Below are 15879 nucleotides of genomic sequence, written 5' to 3'. Positions count from 1 at the left end.
AACTATTTCAAGGAATCAACTGTATACGGCAATAAAAATGCAAAATTCGGCAGTATGTCTTGAAGTTTGAATTGTATTTTTATAACATGTTAACGCCTAGGCAGCAACACGGTTTGAGAGAGCTATGTCTAAATTTTGCAGATCTCTTTGCATTTATCATTCCCTTTCGGATACACTAATCGCTAAAGGTAATAATTTCTAATCTTTAAACTAGAAGGATTGCCAAAGTCTGAACCTTATCTACAAATAGCTGTTGAAATATTAGTATCGGCTTCCAGTCAACCAAGTTCTTTGGCTTTGGAATTGTTCCTATACAGTAAAAAGAAGCACCTTCTCATGAAGTAAGTGCTTCTTTTTACTGTATTTTTTATTTGCCTGGCAACGTCCTACTCTCCCAGGAGCCTGCGCTCCAAGTACCATCGGCGCTAGAGGGCTTAACGGTCGTGTTCGGGATGGGTACGTGTGTATCCCCTCTGCCATCATCACCAGACATCCGTCGAATGATAAGCTTCGAACTACTGCGTCAGCATCTTTCGTTCCGTCAGTCACGTACCAAATACGTACGCTCCTTCCGTCACTCAAGCGCTTCCTTGTATTTCTCGCTTCTGATTCGACTCCATTCACTCTAAGCTTCGAATTGCTGTGTCATTTCCCATCACTCGCTTCAGTCACGTACCAATACCGTACGCTCCTTCACTCGCTCCGGTCATTCCTTGCACTTCTCGCTTCTAGCGAATCATAAAGAAAGATGTTCTTTCAAAACCAGATGCGAATGCTATCGTATCCTTTGCGCACGTAAACCTTTTTGTTTAGGTTAAGTCCTCGACCGATTAGTATCTGTCAGCTCAATGTGTCGCCACACGTACACTCCAGACCTATCAACCATGTCTTCTTCATGGGGTCTTACCTAGCTTCCTAGTGGGAAATCTCATCTTGAAGCGGGCTTCGCGCTTAGATGCTTTCAGCGCTTATCCCGTCCCGACTTGGCTACTCAGCGATGCAGTTGGCACCACAACTGAGACACCAGCGGTCGGTCCATCCCGGTCCTCTCGTACTAAGGACAGCACTTCTCAAATTTCCTGCGCCCGCGGCAGATAGGGACCGAACTGTCTCACGACGTTCTGAACCCAGCTCGCGTACCGCTTTAATGGGCGAACAGCCCAACCCTTGGGACCGACTTCAGCCCCAGGATGCGATGAGCCGACATCGAGGTGCCAAACCTCCCCGTCGATGTGGACTCTTGGGGGAGATAAGCCTGTTATCCCCGGGGTAGCTTTTATCCGTTGAGCGACGGCCCTTCCACTCGGCACCGCCGGATCACTAAGCCCGACTTTCGTCCCTGCTCGACTTGTAAGTCTCGCAGTCAAGCTCCCTTTTGCCTTTGCACTCGCCGCGCGATTTCCAACCGCGCTGAGGGAACCCTTGGGCGCCTCCGTTACGCTTTGGGAGGCGACCGCCCCAGTCAAACTGCCCACCTGACACTGTCCTCACACCCGCTTCAGGGCGTCGAGTTAGAAGCCGGATACTTCAAGGGTGGTATCCCAAGATTGACTCCACCAAGGCTGGCGCCCTGGCTTCGCAGTCTCCCACCTATCCTGTACATGAAGTACCCAACTTCCATATCAAGCTACAGTCAAGCTCCACGGGGTCTTTCCGTCTAGCCGCGGGTAACCTGCATCTTCACAGGTACTACAATTTCACCGGGTCTCTCGTTGAGACAGCGCCCAAGTCGTTACGCCATTCGTGCGGGTCAGAACTTACCTGACAAGGAATTTCGCTACCTTAGGACCGTTATAGTTACGGCCGCCGTTTACTGGGGCTTCAATTCAGAGCTTCTCCCGCAAGGGATAACCCCTCCTCTTAACCTTCCAGCACCGGGCAGGCGTCAGCCCCTATACATCGCCTTTCGGCTTAGCAGAGACCTGTGTTTTTGCTAAACAGTCGCTTGGGCCTTTTCACTGCGGCTCTCTCAGGCATTCGTAAAGAACACCCTACCAGAGCGCCCCTTCTCCCGAAGTTACGGGGCCATTTTGCCGAGTTCCTTAACGAGAGTTTTCCCGCGCACCTGAGGATTCTCTCCTCGCCTACCTGTGTCGGTTTGCGGTACGGGCACCGATCCCCTCGCTAGAAGCTTTTCTTGGCAGTGTGAAATCAGGGACTTCGCTACTATAATTTCGCTCGGCATCACAGCTTGACCGTATGGAAGACGGATTTGCCAATCTCCCAGCCTTGCTGCTTGCACGGCCATCCAACAGGCCGCTCACCCTATCCTCCTGCGTCACTCCCTCGCTAATTCTCCCACGAAAGTGACGGAACGCTTCGAAGCGTATTCCGATTACTTTCGTGGGGACCCATTCATTGATGTAAATCATAGATGGGAACGGTGACACGGTGGTACTGGAATTTCCACCAGTTGTCCATCGCCTACGCCTTTCGGCCTCGGCTTAGGTCCCGACTAACCCTGGGAGGACGAGCCTTCCCCAGGAACCCTTAGGCTTTCGGTGGACAGGATTCTCACCTGTCTTTTCGCTACTTATACCGGCATTCTCACTTCTCAGCCATCCACCAGACCTTCCGGTCTGACTTCCACTCGCTGAGAACGCTCCCCTACCACGTGCCGACAGGCACATCCATAGCTTCGGTGTCCGGTTTAGCCCCGTTACATTTTCCGCGCAGCGTCACTCGACCAGTGAGCTATTACGCACTCTTTCAATGGTGGCTGCTTCTAAGCCAACATCCTGGTTGTCTGTGCACCGCCACATCGTTTCCCACTTAACCGGAACTTGGGGACCTTAGCTGATGGTCTGGGCTGTTTCCCTTTTGACCACGGATCTTAGCACTCGTAGTCTGACTGCTGGAGATAAGGAAACGGCATTCGGAGTTTGACTGAGTTCGGTAACCTTGGACAGGCCCCTAGCCCAATCAGTGCTCTACCTCCATCCCTCTCGCTCCAACGCTAGCCCTAAAGCTATTTCGGGGAGAACCAGCTATCTCCGAGTTCGATTGGAATTTCTCCCCTACCCCCAGTTCATCCCCTGACTTTTCAACGTCAGTGGGTTCGGGCCTCCATTGCGTTTTACCGCAACTTCACCCTGACCAGGGGTAGATCACCCGGTTTCGGGTCGATGACCGCAAACTGCCGCCCTTTTCAGACGCGCTTTCGCTACGGCTCCAGCTTCTCGCTTTAACCTCGCTTGCGACCATCACTCGCCGGTTCATTCTACAAAAGGCACGCCGTCAGGCTAACCGGGGTCCCCGAAAAGTAATACTTTTTGGGGTGGTATGGCCCTCCGACTGATTGTAGGCACATGGTTTCAGGTTCTGTTTCACTCCCCTCCCGGGGTGCTTTTCACCTTTCCCTCACGGTACTGGTTCACTATCGGTTGCCAGGGTGTATTTAGCCTTAGGAGGTGGTCCTCCCGGATTCCCACGGGATTTCACGTGTCCCGCGGTACTTGGGGTTCGTCTCGAAGTCCATTTGGTTTCAGATACGGGATTGTCACCCTCTGCGATCGGCCGTTCCAGGCCGTTCTCCTACCCAATGGATTGATAACTTCGTATGAGACGCCCCGCAACCCCGCACATGCAAGCATGTGCGGTTTGGGCTATTCCCCGTTCGCTCGCCGCTACTTAGGGAATCACTGTTGTTTTCTTTTCCTCAGGGTACTTAGATGTTTCAGTTCCCCTGGTGTACCTTTCCGACCCTATGGATTCAGATCGGAATCCTGCGGTATGAACCGCAGGGGGTTGCCCCATTCGGAGATCCCCGGATCAACGCTTGCTTACAGCTCCCCGGGGCGTTTCGGCGTTCGCTCCGTCCTTCATCGGCACCTGGCACCTAGGCATCCACCATGCGCCCTTACTAACTTAACCTATTCGTCGAATGATAAGCGTCGAACTGCTGTGTCAGATCGTTTGTTCCGTCAGTCACGTACCCACTTCGTACGCTCCCTCCTCCACAAACGCTCTTCCTTGCATTTCTCGCTTCTGATTCGACTTCACTCTATCTATCGGCTTCGAATTGCGTTGTCAGATCTTTCGTTCATCGTTCACATAATTCCATTATGCTCACTTCTTCACGAAATCTCTTCCTAGCACTTCTCGCCGCTAGCGAGTCGCAGTTTGGTGCTGCATAAAACATGCATACCAAAAAATCGTTAAGCGCTCGGGTAAAACATTTGATGAAATTGTGTACTGCTTGCGCAGTTACCACGCATTGTATTCATCCTGTATACGATAGAATTCGCTATCCAGTTTTCAAAGAACATCAAGAACAAAGTACATAAAAAAGCCATTCCATATTCACGCTTCCTTGCGGAAGCAGGAAATCCATCTTAATACGCTGCATCCAGCGATGCAATCATCAGATGTTTCCATTTGAGGGAGGTTCCCTCAAAACTAACCAAGTGCAGGGCAATGTTCGTGTAACACAAACATTCTTTTTCGCATCCCCATAAGGGACTTATATCCTTAGAAAGGAGGTGATCCAGCCGCACCTTCCGATACGGCTACCTTGTTACGACTTCACCCCAATCATCGACCCCACCTTCGGCGGCTGGCCCCAAATGGTTGCCCCACCGACTTCGGGTGTTGCCAACTCTCGTGGTGTGACGGGCGGTGTGTACAAGGCCCGGGAACGGATTCACCGCGGCATGCTGATCCGCGATTACTAGCAATTCCGGCTTCATGCAGGCGGGTTGCAGCCTGCAATCCGAACTGTGAACGGTTTTCAGGGGTTGGCTCCGCCTTGCGGCTTCGCATCCCGTTGTACCGCCCATTGTAGCACGTGTGTAGCCCAGGTCATAAGGGGCATGATGATTTGACGTCATCCCCGCCTTCCTCCGGCTTGTCGCCGGCAGTCACCTGTGAGTGCCCAACTGAATGCTGGCAACACAGATCAAGGGTTGCGCTCGTTGCGGGACTTAACCCAACATCTCACGACACGAGCTGACGACAACCATGCACCACCTGTCACCGCTGCCCCGAAGGGAAGGTGTATCGCTACACCGGTCAGCGGGATGTCAAGACCTGGTAAGGTTCTTCGCGTTGCTTCGAATTAAACCACATGCTCCACTGCTTGTGCGGGCCCCCGTCAATTCCTTTGAGTTTCAGTCTTGCGACCGTACTCCCCAGGCGGAGTGCTTAATGCGTTAGCTTCGGCACTGGAGGTGGTACCCTCCAACACCTAGCACTCATCGTTTACGGCGTGGACTACCAGGGTATCTAATCCTGTTTGCTCCCCACGCTTTCGCGCCTCAGCGTCAGCAATCGGCCAGTAAGGCGCCTTCGCCACTGGTGTTCCTCCACATCTCTACGCATTTCACCGCTACACGTGGAATTCCCCTTACCTCTCCGACGCTCAAGCACTCCCGTTTCCAAGGCCATCCCAGAGTTGAGCTCTGGACTTTCACCCCAGACGTGAAATGCCGCCTGCGCGCGCTTTACGCCCAGTGATTCCGGACAACGCTTGCCCCCTACGTATTACCGCGGCTGCTGGCACGTAGTTAGCCGGGGCTTCCTCCTCGGATACCGTCAACGCACGGGCATTTCCTCCCGTACGGGTTCGTCTCCGAAGACAGAGTTTTACAACCCGAAGGCCTTCATCACTCACGCGGCGTTGCTCCGTCAGGCTTGCGCCCATTGCGGAAGATTCCCTACTGCTGCCTCCCGTAGGAGTCTGGGCCGTGTCTCAGTCCCAGTGTGGCCGGTCACCCTCTCAGGTCGGCTACGCATCGTCGCCTTGGTGAGCCGTTACCCCACCAACTAGCTAATGCGCCGCGGGCCCATCGAATCGCGGTCCGAACGGACCTTTCCGTCTCCCTTCATGCGAAGGAAGAAACTATCCGGTATTAGCACCCGTTTCCGGGTGTTATCCCAAACGATTCGGCAGGTTGCCCACGTGTTACTCACCCGTCCGCCGCTAACGATGCAAAGCAAGCTTTGCATCGTCCGCGCGACTTGCATGTATTAGGCACGCCGCCAGCGTTCGTCCTGAGCCAGGATCAAACTCTCAAATGAACACTAAGTGCTTCAGCACTTCGTGTGAATTTACTCCGCAACCGAAGGTTGTCGGAGCTACCTATTCATTACTTGACCCTGTCAGAATCATTGCTGACTAATGACAGGAGTTACATAATAACTCCCTGCACTTGTTTAGTTTTCAAGGAACTTCACCACTCTTTATTATCAAAGAGGGATTCGCAATAGCGACGTTTTATAATTTATCACGTTTCAACATTTTAATCAACTGGTATTTTTTACGATCAATTATTCGCAACTTTTAAATACCGAAAATGTCTATTTGTTTAACGCCGCTCTCGAAGCGACAGGTGTTATCTTACCATGATACGAACATGAAGTTCAATACTGATTTTAAAACAAATAGCAACAAAATCATCTGTTATTTGTTATTTTCTCATCATTTCTTGCGTTATATCATGTATTCACGTTAATCGTCACAGAATCATTAATTCAAGTTTGCAAGTAAAAAAAATCAAGAAATATTAATGGATTGTATTAAACCCCTCTTGACTAAAAACAACGCGACTATTTCCAAGTTTTCGTTGAAGTACTGCTAGTAGGGTACCATGTGCTTCCGGGTGATACCAGCTTTGATATCCATACTGTTCGAAAAGGTGCTTCATTCCTAGTGATTCTGACCTTTTCCCGTTCGCGCCATCGCCGTGGAATAATGTATCGACAACAACTCGAGAACAGGCTTGATCTAACATATCCGCAAATTCTATAGGATCATTTGGCAACATGGGGCTAACGGCTGCCTGTACACGAATTCCTGCTTCATGCAGAATTCTCATTGCATTTAATCTACTGTGCACAGTGGGAGACGTTGGTGTAATATTTTTTCTTACATCATCGTTATTCGTCTCCAACGTTACGCTAACCCACACATGTTCCCGCAACTCTTTCAGAAGAGCAATGTCGCGAATAATAAGAGGAGAACGTGTCTGTACTACTAGTAAGCCTGGTGGATAATCTTTAAATGCCTCGAGGCAACTTTTCGTCAATTCCATGTTTATTTCAGCTCCTTGATATGGATCTGTAGCGGAGCTCATAAAGATTCGCAGGTTCTTCAATGTGCCTTTACGTTCATGGTTTTGCAATTCCTTCCGCAAAACTGCAGCAACATTCACTTTTGCATCCAACCAGGAACCCCATTCCCGAGCCTTAAATAATGCGACGGGCAATTTTCTGACATAGCAATACGGACATCCTTGCCCATGTAATGTTCTCTGTCCGAAAGTACAGCCCGTATAAGGTTGAAGCGTATGTGTGAACGTATTGAGAAATCCCCCTTTTTGTCGATTCAAAGCAGTTTTTACTTCCTTCATTTGTATCTCAGTAGCCAGTAAAATCACCCACTTCCTTCAATTAATTTGTGGAACCTGCATTTTTTATCCTGCCATCCCAAACCCGATACAACAGCATGTAACGATTTAGATTTGGTATGCACAATTAAACTATCCGGTCAAAAATTGAGCAGCACCCGCATTTACAATTGCTACGTCAGGCTGATGTGTTTCAAGAACATTCTGCACTTCCGGGCACCAAATCGTATCACCAACAATATATAATATTGGTTCATCTACCGCCTGCAAAACAAATCCAGAGACAGGCCCCATTTTTTGCGCCATCTCACCCCGGCCATGTCTGCCACCTGTGCGAATGATTTTGATCCCACCCCAGTTATTTTCTTCAGTCACACACTCAGTATTTGTAAAGCAATCGTTTTTCAATGTTCCCTGATCTTGAGGTTGCAAAATATCTTCAAATCCTTCGAAAAGAGAATCAAAGGAAGAAATATTGAGTTGAGAAATTTTACGGCATTTGCAGAAACACATTTTCAACATTTCTATAAATCTAAATTCAAACCAAAATGTCTATGCTATGAATTGTAAAATATGCCTGATGCATGAGAATAGTATGAGTAATGTATAGTAGAGGCATTTCGTGTAAGCGGACATGGTTGTTATTCGATAAAAATACTTGCGAGCACAAATGAGGAGTTAACATCAATTCTCGATCAAATTCTTCGATTTGGGAATTATCAATTAAATTTGTCTATTGAGTAAATAAAACAAATTGAATACACCCTTCAGACAGCCAAGACTCCTACCAACTTTTAAAAACGCAAGTTGGCAGGAGTTGATTACCACAGTACTGGCTTTGTTACCATAAACCATAATACAGCCATCATAATAATGATGTAAATCCAAATGGAACGGGTAAGTTTCTGTGCCAAGCTTCCCCTGTCATAATCCGATTCGCCGAATTTACGGAGAATAGGCGAAAATGCCCGGGCCAGGAAAAATATCGAACTTAGCAAAAGGATCAATGGCAGTACAATCCAAGATGTCGTCCAAGACCATGAACCGACGATCACCAGCAATATTCCAGATATGACTAATACATGCCCGGCATGTTTGGTCAACCGAACGGTAAACCAAAACGTCTCCAAATACGCTTTTTGTGCCTGGGACTCTGCCGCACGCAGTTTTTTGACGAGTGGAATCAGCACAAAAAATGGACCAATTGTCAAAATGACACTGCCGATATGAATATAAAGGAGCAATTGTAATAGATTCATGACACTGTCAAGTTAATCCTGAATGGGATGGAACTCGTGAACCCAGACACGCATGTGCGGCAGCCACGGCATTCCGGGATGGATGGACAAAATGGATTGCTTATATTCTTCCAAATTTACAAACCCTTCTCGCCGGGCATCCTCATCAGTCAATTCACCAAGGGATTGGGAATAGACCCGGTTAACGACAAACTGTTGATTATCAAGTTTCATGACTTCACCAACGTCTGCATATCTCCCGTTCCGTCGTGTCGCTGTTTTCTTGCCTGCAAGTACTTTTTCAATATCGGCCTGAAGAGTAATTAATCGGTCAATGGTGCAAGTTTTTGGCGGTAATGTATGATTTTCATTTTGATTCGTCATCGAAAGAATCCCTCCTGCTCTGTCCATTTCGCTACAATTCAACCTTACCACATTTCCTTTGTCAATTGCACTTGTCCTTTCCATGACAAATCTATGACTAGAGAAGTGAATATTCTATAGTTCTGATGATCATGTAAAGTAATGGTTTTCATCCATTGATTCCTGTTTTACAGGATACTCCAGCAATAGTAAAATTCATACTATATACACGCAACGGAAATGGAGGGAATTTTATGTGGCCTCATACGAAATTGACGGAATTGCTCGGCATCAAGTATCCAATCATTCAGGCCGGCATGGCAGGCGGTTCTACCACACCAGAATTGGTGGCTGCTGTATCCAACGCAGGAGGTCTTGGCACATTGGGTGCCGGATATATGGCACCTGAGCAGATGCGAAAAGCAATTGCAGATATCAGAGAGCGAACGGACCAACCGTTTGGAGTCAATTTATTCGTCCCAGGCGCTTACGAAGAAGACATGCAAGTAATTTTCCAAATGCAGGAATATTTAAAAGGTATTGAAACCCGTTTGGGGATTCAAAGCACATCCAATCGTAAGCCAGGAATTTACGCAGAGTCATTTGCGGAACAACTTTCTGTCATCCTGGAGGAAAACGTACCTGTTTTCAGTTTTACTTTTGGGATTCCAGACGCTGCTGCAATTGAAGCGCTGCATTCCAATCAGACAAAGGTTATAGGAACTGCCACCACCGTCAAAGAAGCCCTTTTGCTTGCAGAACGTGGTGTCGATGCCATTGTGGCGCAAGGAAGTGAAGCTGGAGGTCATCGCGGAACATTTCTCCAATCATTCGAGTCTTCTCTCGTGGGTACGATGGCACTTGTCCCGCAAATCGCCGATCGTGTCCGGCTTCCTGTAATTGCATCCGGGGGAATCATGGATGGCCGGGGCATTGTGGCAAGTCTCGCCCTTGGGGCTGCCGGTGTTCAAATGGGCACTGCATTCTTGTCCAGTTTCGAGAGTGGGGCTCATTCGAAATATAAAGAGCGCATTCTTACAAGTTCCGATGACAGCACTGTGATTACTCGGGCGTTTTCCGGGAAACCTGCTCGTGGTATTAAAAACGAATTTATCACGATGATGGATACATACGGCAAAAAGATTCCTCATTACCCAATTCAAAATGCTCTTACAAAAGAAATGCGGAAAGCAGCAGCCGGGCAGGAAAATACGGAATATATGTCATTATGGGCAGGACAGGCAGCTTCACTAAGCCAACTTGCGTCTGTCGAGGAACTCATGTCTCGTCTTATCCGCGGTGTTACGGACACCCTCCATTCCATCCAAGAATGACGATAATCGCAAAAGACCCGAATCGATTGATCCGGGCCTTTTTATTCGCATTACTGCAAATGATAGGATGAAGTTTTCGGTGTAGTCGATGGATTGCCTCCCTTATACTGTTCCATATAGTTCGTACAAGCTTGCACCATTTGTTTGCCATCCTTACTGTTCAGGTAATTTCCCATGGCATTCGTCATTTGATTGTAATCATTGGAAGTACCGTTCATCATTTGACCATACCCATATCCTGGAGGCGTTGAGGGAGCCGGAGATGCCTGGGTTGATGCAAACGCCTGATAAGAAACTCCTCCAATTAGCACTCCTCCAAGTAAAAACGTAAGAAACATCTTTTTCATAACACTCTCTCCTTTCATTTCGGGGCCTCAAAATATTTAGCCTTTTGCAAATTCTCAAGTTTGTGAAGCTCCTTACATGTTTAGAATAGTCCCGAAAAATAAAGAACTTATGAAGAAGTCATGAAAAGATGATTTCTCAATCTCGATCCGGTTTTCCGTATTGCTTCATCGTATGGATCCCGGCAAGAAACGCATCGATCAATAGATGAAGGCTCCTATCAACATCAAGCCGAAGATTGAATCCCCCTCTTTGCTCCAAGGAAGCGAACCCATGGAGCATGCTTCGCAATCCAACTATAATCAATTATAATTATACCAATAGTTAACAAACAAATTTGAAGCTGAATTATATGAACCTGGCCCCGCTAATAAATCATTATAATTATTTGGGTTTCTCATATTTAATGGATAGTTGGCCCACGATCCTAAGGATGCCGAAACAGAAGGAGTTCCTGCATATAAATTAGTCCAAGTGTCAGTGCCAAACTTAGCCAAATTTGAATAAGATCCATTTACTGTTGGTCTTTCATCTATCCACTCAGCGGTTCCACCATAATAATCGTTTGTTGCGTTTAGAGTGCTAGTCGCATAGTATGTATAATTATTCTGTGTTAAATTCTCAATGTAAAAGGTAGCATCCCCAATTGTATTACCAGAAGAATCCTGATGGGTTCCATACACAATGTGAACATACAAATGATCACCAGAATTTATGGGAAAGCTGGAAATTTGTTGTTCGTAAGGTTGATCAGGTAGCATTTCTGTCCATACATAATAGGCCGTCGTTGTTGAAGAAAGCCAATGTGTTGTAGCAACACCTTCAACACCAGCTTGAATTAGTTTACTGTTATTAAGACCCCCTAAGCCAACCCAACTAGATACATGGGAATCCACGGTAGATGAAGAGATATCTGTAGCATAAAAGTCACCAGCAATTTTCGCGAATGAAAAACCTGAATTCGGGGTCGCTACCCATCCAGACCAGTTAGGAGTGTATGTATCACTTGTCGATTTAACATGAGTTTTATGGGTAGTTCCTACTACAGTTTTTAAAACGGGAGGTATGAAGTGTTTTGCATGACTCATATGATCTTTCCATACTGATAGTTCTTTTGGATCATTAGGTTTTTCGGGAAATCCATACTTTTTAAGTTCATCATTTATTGCATTTAAGGGATTAAAAGTAGCTGGCGGAGCAACAAAATGTATACTTTCTTGAGTATTACTAGAAGTAGCTAATGCACTAGGAAGAATTAATAAATTTGATAATACAATAGCACCTAGTGACAATTTTAATGCTTTTTTCATACTTTTTTCATACTTTTTCACCTATCCTATCATTTTTGTATTATATTACCATATTCAGTATAATACTAGTCAGAACAATTTCCAATAGTTTTCAATTTTTTGTAACTTTTCCAACTGGGATTTCGTCAATAATTATACAAGGAGGAATTGTTATGTTTAAAATATTTCTTGGTATTTTGAGTCTATGTATTTCTTTGGTTGGATGTTCAACTTTACAAAGTCCTTTAAAAGAGAACTCAACCACAATTGCATTTGTAAATTTTAATGGCTATCAATATGTCGTTACGAATAATCTCGTTAAATCAATAGGTAAGGAAATTGGAACTATGAATCATAGTGACTTTTATGAAATTCCAGGTCATGATATAAGGGAAGAAATAGCACTCAAAATAAATAATGGGTACGTGGAGGTTATAAGAAAAGATATTTGGTATAAATCTAAAGGTCTACAAAAATAAATCCAGAATCCGTAACGTTACGGATTCAAGTGAATCATTGTATGTATATAGCATCCAGAATACCAAATTTAAAAAAGATTATTTTGTAAAAATTCCAAATCATGAATCATATTTCATCACTTGCAAAGTCCCTTACATGTTTAGAATAGTCCCGAAAAATAAAGAACTTATGAAGAAGTCATGAAAAGATGATTTCTCAATCACGATCCGGTTTTCCGTATTGCTTCATCGTATGGATCCCGGCAAGAAACGCATCGATCAATAGATGGAGGCTCCTATCAACATCAAGCCGAAGATTGAATCCCCCTCTTTGCTCCAAGGAAGCGAACCCATGGAGCATGCTTCGCAATCCGCGCGTAGCATGAATGGCCGCCTCGCCTTCCAGACCATACGCATTCAGTACACGTACGGCAAGATCCACAATTTCATTCCCCGCCTGTTGAACCTCCGGGTCCCTCGGATCAGGTGCCAGCAGTGTGGCTTCATACGATCCGGGATGAGTACGGGCAAAGGCTATATATGCTTCTGCGAGCGCATGCACCGCATCAGCTCCGGATCGTCCGACAGCAGCATTCGCCAAGGCGCTATGAAGCTGCTCAATACCATAGATGGCGAGCTTTTTTCGCAAGTCTTGCAAACCGTTCACATGGTTGTATAACGAAGGAGAGCGAATTCCAAGTTTTTGGGCCAACGAAGCCAATGTTACCGCATCGATGCCATGTGTGTCGGCAATTTCTGAAGCGGCTTGCAAAATGGTATGCAAATCAAGTCCAATTCTTGGGGACATGTTCGTTGCTCCTTTACTGCCGAAAATGTGCCAGATTGCGTTCGGCTTTTACAATCAACCTCTAAAATTTACGGTTTCTGACAGCACTAAAAAACTAACACTATTAGTTAAAGTATAACTAATGGTGTTAGTTTTTTACAAGCTTATTTTTCCTTTTTTCGATCTGCTGTTGATGGAGATGATTCCAAAAGTCTGTTTTAAGATTTTTGGTCTCCACTCAAGCATGAATCTGATGTCAAATCAAAGCCTTTACGGCAAATCAATCAACATAAAATAGGATCCTGACCCGCTCGCCTGCAGATTCAGGTTGGTAAGTTCAGCAATTCGCGCGGAATCCCGCCTTTTTAATGTTTGCTCTTGATTCAGCATAAGTTCCCCTTCCATAAGGAAAAGAAAAGTTCTGCGATTTTTTGCTTGTGCAAAAGAAATTGCACGTCCCGCTTCCAGTTTTGCAAGATAAATCGTCAAATCTTGATGAATATGAGCTACATTCTTTCCAAAATCACGATGTGAAACCACCGGCAATAACCGGTTTTTCATTTGTGTTTCATCATACGCGATCTGTTCATAAGATGGGGACAATTTTCTTTCATTTGGCTCAAACCAGAGTTGCAAAAAATTCACGTCTTCCGTTTCGGATGGATTCATTTCCGAATGAATGACACCCGTTCCCGCGCTCATCCGTTGTATTTCCCCGCGTCGTATGATTTCGGTGGTGCCCGTACTGTCCTGGTGTTGCAATTGCCCTTTCAAGACAATTGAAACAATTTCCATTTCCCGGTGCGGATGAGGGCCAAAGCCTGTTTTTGCTTGTACTGTATCGTCATTCAGTACTCGCATCGGTCCAAAATTCATATTTTCCGGATCATAATAATCAGCAAATGAAAAGCTATGGTACGTTTTTAACCATCCATGATCGGAACCGAAACGCGATTCCGCCGGGTACATTTGAATCATAGCACATAACCCCCTGGACCAATGAGTGCGACCCCGATGGCAATCGCGATTAGAATCAAATTGTACTCATATCCATTTTGTGTCGCCCAGTAGCCGTTTTTGCCATGTACAGTAAAAATCGCTACCAGCATAGTCAAAGTGATCAGCGCTGCACCAATTGGCAACAACCAGCCAAATGCAAAGAAAAGACCGCCAAGAATTTCGGCCAACGCTGCCAAGAATGCCATTACTATGCCCGGTTTCATTCCAATGGATTCAAGCCACCCGGCAGTTCCCTTCAAGCCATACCCCCCAAACCATCCGAACATCTTCTGTGCCCCATGTCCGGCAAAGGTGAATCCTACAATAAGGCGAATAATAAGAAGACCCATATTGATCATGAATAATACCTCCTGTTCGTTGCTTTTTAATTATTTGTTGCTAACTTTATATCAGTATATTATATAATATAATTAATTTTGTCAATAAAGTGTTTTTAAGTGTGTGTGTAAAAAGTGGTTAAATAAGACACAAGGAGTGCGAAGCTGAATTGCATTCATTCTCTACTGCATAGCAAGAAAAAAGCCGATTTTCCTGCGACGAAAAAGGAAAATCGGCTTTTTAATTCATTTCATAAAAAACATTAACATCCATGGAAATTCTTTACTATCTTCAATTAACTTCCTATTGTTTTTATAAAATTACTGTATTGTTAAATTACTGTATCGGCAAAAACTTAAACTGTTACAAGTTCCTTAGCGAAATTCTTGGCTGCTTTTTTTGCCCGTTCAATGGCTTTTGCCCTAATGTTTTCCGCTTCATTCGGCATGGCTGCCATACCTTCAACAATGATAGACTCCATATCGGTGATACCAAAGAAGCCCATAATGGTCCGAATATACCGATCTCCCATTTCCATTTCCTTTGCCGGACCTTCTGAATACATACCGCCACGCGCTTGAATATGCACGGCCTTTTTTTTCGGCAACAAACCAATCGGACCCTCGGCTGTATACTTGAACGTTTTTCCGGCGATACAAATGGCATCAATATATGCTTTCATGAGCGGCGGAATACTAAAGTTCCACATGGGTGTTACAAATATATACTTATCTGCTGCCACAAATTGATCAACTAACGTGTTAAGAGCACTCACTTTTTCCTTTTCGTCCGCAGAAAGTTGTTCAAATGCCGTTCCTTTTTGAAGTTTGCCCCAACCGCTAAACACATCTGTATCGATATAAGGGATTTTGGTATTGTAAACATCCAGTTTTATAATTTCATCTTTGGGATTTTCCTGACGATACGCGTCTAAAAATGCTTTTCCAACAGATAAGCTATAGGATTCATTCTCTGTTTTAGGATTTGCTGTAATATACAAGACTTTTGCCACTTTTCATCATCCCTTTCCGGACTGAGAATCCTTAAACAAGCCAAGCATATGACGAATTTTTTCTCGGCTGTATATATCCTTCTTTATTTAGATTGCTGATATTCTTGAGGCATGCAGTAACTTACTGTGCGTTAAACCAATATCTTCACATGGAGACAATCGCAAGATATCTGTTTGCAGCATCAAGCATCGAGATTGTTGCATGTAGTTATTGGATAAAGAAAACCTGGAGTATAAGAAATTGGGGGAAGTATGTGAAATATTTCCGGGAATTTATTTAGAAGTGCGTGTTCAAAAAGTGGTAAGGTAACTTAAATTCGAATTTTTGTAATTGAGGGAACCCTTTGGGGAATTATTTAAAGAATTACA

At 45.3% G+C, this 15879-nt stretch carries 13 protein-coding genes and 3 rRNA genes; 2 read left to right on the top strand and 14 right to left on the bottom strand.

Annotation, left to right across the window (positions count from 1 at the left end; translation table 11 throughout):
* Positions 1-373: 373 nt before the first annotated feature.
* The 7 genes from rrf to LSG31_RS07185 all read right to left on the bottom strand — a co-directional run bounded on the left by rrf (position 374) and on the right by LSG31_RS07185 (position 8968).
* A 5S ribosomal RNA gene (rrf, locus tag LSG31_RS07215) occupies positions 374-490 on the bottom strand.
* 320 nt (positions 491-810) lie between these two features.
* Positions 811-3873 (bottom strand): 23S ribosomal RNA (locus LSG31_RS07210).
* A 601-nt stretch (positions 3874-4474) separates the two neighbouring features.
* Positions 4475-6018: ribosomal RNA gene (locus LSG31_RS07205) — 16S ribosomal RNA — on the bottom strand.
* Together the 16S, 23S and 5S rRNA genes form the textbook arrangement of a ribosomal RNA operon.
* A 485-nt stretch (positions 6019-6503) precedes the next feature.
* Entirely contained in the window at positions 6504-7328 is an 825-nt protein-coding gene (locus LSG31_RS07200) for an SPL family radical SAM protein (RefSeq protein ID WP_347438693.1), read from the bottom strand.
* Positions 7329-7478: 150 nt separating this feature from the next.
* Positions 7479-7868: an MBL fold metallo-hydrolase gene (locus LSG31_RS07195; RefSeq protein WP_347438692.1), complete on the bottom strand. Its 390-nt coding sequence runs from the start codon at positions 7866-7868 to the stop codon at positions 7479-7481.
* 299 nt (positions 7869-8167) lie between these two features.
* A complete protein-coding gene (locus tag LSG31_RS07190; RefSeq protein ID WP_347438691.1) occupies positions 8168-8605 on the bottom strand; it encodes a hypothetical protein in 438 nt (145 codons plus the stop codon).
* Between the two features lie 12 nt (positions 8606-8617).
* On the bottom strand, positions 8618-8968 hold the full coding sequence (locus LSG31_RS07185) for an ASCH domain-containing protein (protein ID WP_347438690.1): 351 nt from the start codon (positions 8966-8968) through the stop codon (positions 8618-8620).
* A 233-nt stretch (positions 8969-9201) separates the two neighbouring features.
* Here LSG31_RS07185 and LSG31_RS07180 point away from each other — a divergent pair, with 233 nt between their 5' ends.
* The gene (locus LSG31_RS07180; protein ID WP_347438689.1) at positions 9202-10281 is read left to right on the top strand and encodes an NAD(P)H-dependent flavin oxidoreductase; all 1080 of its coding nucleotides are present in this window, start codon (positions 9202-9204) and stop codon (positions 10279-10281) included.
* A gap of 50 nt (positions 10282-10331) precedes the next feature.
* Here LSG31_RS07180 and LSG31_RS07175 read toward each other — a convergent pair whose 3' ends face one another.
* The 3 genes from LSG31_RS07175 to LSG31_RS07165 all read right to left on the bottom strand — a co-directional run bounded on the left by LSG31_RS07175 (position 10332) and on the right by LSG31_RS07165 (position 11936).
* Positions 10332-10628 (bottom strand): hypothetical protein, encoded by a 297-nt coding sequence (locus LSG31_RS07175; protein ID WP_347438688.1) that lies wholly within the window; start codon positions 10626-10628, stop codon positions 10332-10334.
* Between the two features lie 136 nt (positions 10629-10764).
* Positions 10765-10917, bottom strand: coding sequence for a TetR-like C-terminal domain-containing protein (locus LSG31_RS07170; protein WP_347439457.1), 153 nt, complete (start codon positions 10915-10917; stop codon positions 10765-10767).
* An 11-nt stretch (positions 10918-10928) separates the two neighbouring features.
* Positions 10929-11936 (bottom strand): G1 family glutamic endopeptidase, encoded by a 1008-nt coding sequence (locus LSG31_RS07165; RefSeq protein ID WP_347438687.1) that lies wholly within the window; start codon positions 11934-11936, stop codon positions 10929-10931.
* Positions 11937-12088: 152 nt separating this feature from the next.
* On the opposite strand from LSG31_RS07165, the gene LSG31_RS07160 reads away from it, so the two are divergent.
* Entirely contained in the window at positions 12089-12394 is a 306-nt protein-coding gene (locus LSG31_RS07160; protein WP_347438686.1) for a hypothetical protein, read from the top strand.
* Between the two features lie 196 nt (positions 12395-12590).
* Here LSG31_RS07160 and LSG31_RS07155 read toward each other — a convergent pair whose 3' ends face one another.
* The 4 genes from LSG31_RS07155 to LSG31_RS07140 form a co-directional block, all read right to left on the bottom strand.
* A complete protein-coding gene (locus LSG31_RS07155; protein WP_347438685.1) occupies positions 12591-13181 on the bottom strand; it encodes a TetR/AcrR family transcriptional regulator in 591 nt (196 codons plus the stop codon).
* Positions 13182-13430: 249 nt separating this feature from the next.
* A complete protein-coding gene (locus LSG31_RS07150; protein WP_347438684.1) occupies positions 13431-14138 on the bottom strand; it encodes a pirin family protein in 708 nt (235 codons plus the stop codon).
* The gene (locus tag LSG31_RS07145) at positions 14135-14518 is read right to left on the bottom strand and encodes a DoxX family protein (protein WP_347438683.1); all 384 of its coding nucleotides are present in this window, start codon (positions 14516-14518) and stop codon (positions 14135-14137) included. The genes LSG31_RS07150 and LSG31_RS07145 overlap by 4 nt, the downstream gene beginning before the upstream one ends.
* Positions 14519-14853: 335 nt before the next feature.
* Positions 14854-15510, bottom strand: coding sequence for an FMN-dependent NADH-azoreductase (locus LSG31_RS07140; protein ID WP_347438682.1), 657 nt, complete (start codon positions 15508-15510; stop codon positions 14854-14856).
* Between the last annotated feature and the right edge of the window lie 369 nt (positions 15511-15879).

The organism is Fodinisporobacter ferrooxydans (genome assembly GCF_022818495.1).
Classification (GTDB): domain Bacteria; phylum Bacillota; class Bacilli; order Tumebacillales; family MYW30-H2; genus Fodinisporobacter; species Fodinisporobacter ferrooxydans.
The sequence above is the reverse complement of the archived record's forward strand: the minus strand, read 5'-3'. Positions and strand labels throughout refer to the sequence as shown.

What these genes read in the sequence shown, in the direction of transcription:
- LSG31_RS07195 (WP_347438692.1), bottom strand. Translation starts at nt 7,868, where the DNA reads ATGTTGAAAATGTGTTTCTGCAAATGCCGTAAAATTTCTCAACTCAAT.
- LSG31_RS07190 (WP_347438691.1), bottom strand. Translation starts at nt 8,605, where the DNA reads ATGAATCTATTACAATTGCTCCTTTATATTCATATCGGCAGTGTCATT.
- LSG31_RS07185 (WP_347438690.1), bottom strand. Translation starts at nt 8,968, where the DNA reads ATGACGAATCAAAATGAAAATCATACATTACCGCCAAAAACTTGCACC.
- LSG31_RS07180 (WP_347438689.1), top strand. Translation starts at nt 9,202, where the DNA reads ATGTGGCCTCATACGAAATTGACGGAATTGCTCGGCATCAAGTATCCA.
- LSG31_RS07175 (WP_347438688.1), bottom strand. Translation starts at nt 10,628, where the DNA reads ATGAAAAAGATGTTTCTTACGTTTTTACTTGGAGGAGTGCTAATTGGA.
- LSG31_RS07165 (WP_347438687.1), bottom strand. Translation starts at nt 11,936, where the DNA reads ATGAAAAAAGCATTAAAATTGTCACTAGGTGCTATTGTATTATCAAAT.
- LSG31_RS07160 (WP_347438686.1), top strand. Translation starts at nt 12,089, where the DNA reads ATGTTTAAAATATTTCTTGGTATTTTGAGTCTATGTATTTCTTTGGTT.
- LSG31_RS07155 (WP_347438685.1), bottom strand. Translation starts at nt 13,181, where the DNA reads ATGTCCCCAAGAATTGGACTTGATTTGCATACCATTTTGCAAGCCGCT.
- LSG31_RS07150 (WP_347438684.1), bottom strand. Translation starts at nt 14,138, where the DNA reads ATGATTCAAATGTACCCGGCGGAATCGCGTTTCGGTTCCGATCATGGA.
- LSG31_RS07145 (WP_347438683.1), bottom strand. Translation starts at nt 14,518, where the DNA reads ATGATCAATATGGGTCTTCTTATTATTCGCCTTATTGTAGGATTCACC.